The organism is Candidatus Woesearchaeota archaeon, assembly GCA_026394965.1.
GTDB lineage: Archaea > Nanobdellota > Nanobdellia > Woesearchaeales > 0-14-0-80-44-23 > JAPLZQ01.
Genome location: JAPLZQ010000072.1, coordinates 1 through 3,020 on the forward strand (window position 1 = coordinate 1; position 3,020 = coordinate 3,020).

The 3,020-nt window shown below is 39.8% G+C and carries 3 protein-coding genes; 2 read left to right on the forward strand and 1 reads right to left on the reverse strand.

Annotated features, from left to right (window positions below):
- Window positions 1-442 (forward strand): cation-translocating P-type ATPase C-terminal domain-containing protein (locus tag NTV63_03005; protein MCX6709897.1); only part of this gene is annotated, 442 nt, incomplete at its 5' end.
- A gap of 44 nt (window positions 443-486) precedes the next feature.
- Here NTV63_03005 and NTV63_03010 read toward each other — a convergent pair.
- Entirely contained in the window at window positions 487-1,230 is a 744-nt protein-coding gene (locus NTV63_03010) for an HAD hydrolase-like protein (GenBank protein MCX6709898.1), read from the reverse strand.
- A gap of 141 nt (window positions 1,231-1,371) precedes the next feature.
- Here NTV63_03010 and NTV63_03015 point away from each other — a divergent pair, with 141 nt between their 5' ends.
- Window positions 1,372-3,018: a TldD/PmbA family protein gene (locus NTV63_03015; protein ID MCX6709899.1), complete on the forward strand. Its 1,647-nt coding sequence runs from the start codon at window positions 1,372-1,374 to the stop codon at window positions 3,016-3,018.
- Window positions 3,019-3,020 lie beyond the last annotated feature (2 nt).

Genomic DNA, 3,020 nt, shown 5'->3' on the forward strand with positions numbered 1-3,020 from the left:
AATGAAAAGGAAGCCAAGAAGCCAGAAAGAAAACATAATAAATGCCAAGGATGCTTTTGTCATGGTCATAATAGGCATTTCTGTAATGGCAATAACCCTCTACGCATTCAGGAGATACCTGCCTGACCTGAAATACGCAAGAACAATCGCATTCACAACAATTGTGATGCTGCAGCTTTTCAATGTTCTTTATTTCAGGTCGCTCAACAAATCCATTTTCACGAAGGGATTGTTTTCAAACAAGTATCTTGTTGCGGCAGTGCTGTTTTCAGTGGCGCTCCAGGCAGCTGTGCTATACACCCCTCTTAACAGCATGTTTCAGGTTGTGCCAATTTCGCTTGCTGACTGGGGAATTGTTCTTGGGCTCTCAGTAATAGTGCTCGTAGTAGGAGAAGCGCTTAAGATAGTCCTTTACGGAAAATCCGCATTTTCAGATGGGTAAAGTTTTTTTTAATATTTTTTTTATTATTCAGAACGGGCTTGAACTTATTTGAACAATTCCTCATACTTGTCTCTAATTTCAAGAATGCCAGTTAAGGTTTTCAGCATGCCCTTCTCCTCTGCATCGCGTATGAGCTGCATTGTGTTTCCATTGCATTCATGGGACCAGGTTCCTCTTGGAATGTAAATCCCATGTATCCCGGCGCCAAGCGCAGGAAGGATGTCTGAACGGAAGTAATTTCCAACAGAATAAGCCCGCTCCATGTTTTTTCCCTCAAGAATCTCTCTTATCAGCTCGGGGGTTTTGTCAGATTTGCTTACAGTTATGCTGCTGCGGTCAAACCAGTTGAAAAGCTCATTTCCTATGACTTTATTCATCTGATGCTCCTCATCGCCTTTTGTGAGAAGAAGCATTGTGTCATTCTGCATTGTGAGAAAGTCAAGGATATCCTTTGCATCAGGCATAAGGTCATAAGGGCATTCATAGGCAGTCCTGCCTATTTTTTCAATTTCATCAAGATTCTCTTCACTGAAATATTTTTTCGCTTCATTGCAGAAATAGCCGAATGTATCCTTAAGAGAAGTTGGAAACCTTTCTATGCTGTATCCCAGTTTTTTTATGTTTTCGTGTTCTATCTCCTCAAACTTGTCAAATATCTGAACAAGGCTGAGCGCATACTCCTTAAGGTAGGTTACAATGTATTTCATTGCATCTGCCTCAGCCTGCCTGTAATGGTATTCAGTGTATATCAAAGTGTCATCCAGGTCAAATATGAACGTATTTTCCATTTCTTTTCAAAAATGTCCACTAATATATAAATTTTTTCTCCTTTAAAATGGTAAAATTAGCAAGTTTTAAATAGATGTTTTTTTATTGAAAACAATTGCAATAATTCAATTATAAAAAATTAAAGAAGGGGGTGTTGCAAATTGGCTGAATGTTCTGATGATATTCTGATAAAGACAATGCAGGAAATTGTTGCGAACTGGATGTCTGCAAAATTAACAAGGCAGGTGGGAAATTCGCAGATTGAGCTTGCGCCAAAATTCATCTATTTGACGCATGACGATTTCACAACAAAAACCATAAGCGCCACAAACGGCGCCCTTTATAGCAACGAGGAAAGCCCGACTTCCCAGATATGCTATGAAACAAGAGTCGGAGATGACATTAACGGGACAGGGTATGATTTTGGAGCGATTGCATCTTCAATAAAAGCCAATATCCGGGAATTGAAGACTCTTGCAAATGAGAATATTGGAAAATCCCTGAATTACTCAATTTCGGACTATTTCCAGTCCCATTCTCTGATATCTGTTCAGAAGAAAAATGATTTTAAGAAAATGACTCCGATAAATCCTGTTATAAGCATAGCAAGCACAGAACTCCCCAAATTTGATGATGAAAAATTAATAGCGCTTGCAGAAAAATACAGCAAGGAATTAAAAGAAAGACGCGGGATAAAATCCGCCACAGTCACATATGAACTCCAAAAGAGAGTAAGCAGGTTTGTATCATCAGAAGGCACAGTGATTTTGTCAGCAGAATGGCGCCCCGTTTTTGTAGTTGGGCTTGAAATTAAGGATTCAGATGGAAGAGAGCTTGACTTTGCAGATAGCTATTCAACCAGCACATTGGAAAAAATAATGTCTGAAAAAAAACTAAGTGAAATTTCTGAAAGGCTTTACAAAAGGACAATTCAGAGGATTGACTGCCCTGTCCAGGAAGCGGGAAGATTCGACGCAATATTTGATCCGCTCGGAATAGGCATTCTATTTCACGAGATAGTAGCAGCGCATCTTCTTTCAGCAAAGTATGTTCTTGAAGATAACCTGACAACATTTGACATTTCAAAGCTTGGAAAGCAGATAATGCCTGAATTCATCTCCTTATATGATGACCCTCTTCTCAGGCAAGCAAAGGACTGGAATAATTTTAGGTATGATGATGAAGGAGTTCCAACGCAGAGGAAACTTCTTGTTGAAAACGGGATACTCCGAGGTTATCTTTCTGACAGGAGCAGCGCAGCAAAGCTTTCTGACATCATAAAAGCACCTGTTTATCCCGGAAACAGCAGGAGAGAAACTGACTCAACCGATGCACCAGAACCAAGAATAAGCAATCTTGAAGTAATCACAAGCGAGCCAAAAAGCTTTGAGGATATGAAAAAGGCATTAATAAAAAAATGCATAAAAGAAGACAAGGACTATGGAATCCTGTTTTATGGAGACAATGGTTCAGTTCATATTGATGAAGAGGAAGAAACTCAGGGATTGAACCAGCACAACCCAAGCTTTATTTACCGGATTGACACAAGCGGAAGGATAACACCGGTAAAATGCGCGCACGTAATAGGAGTTGCTTATAACATGCTTAATTCTGTGCTAATGCTCGGCAAAAACAGGACTTATCTGACAGGATACTGCGGTGCAGATTCCGGATTCATTCCTGCAGGCGAACTTGCAATGCACGGGCTTCTCTCAAATGTAGAATTTGTAAGCGAAAAGAAGGACCTTGAGCAGGATCTTCTCTTAAAAACTGATGATGAAAATGACTGCGATGAAGATAAGGAGTAAGA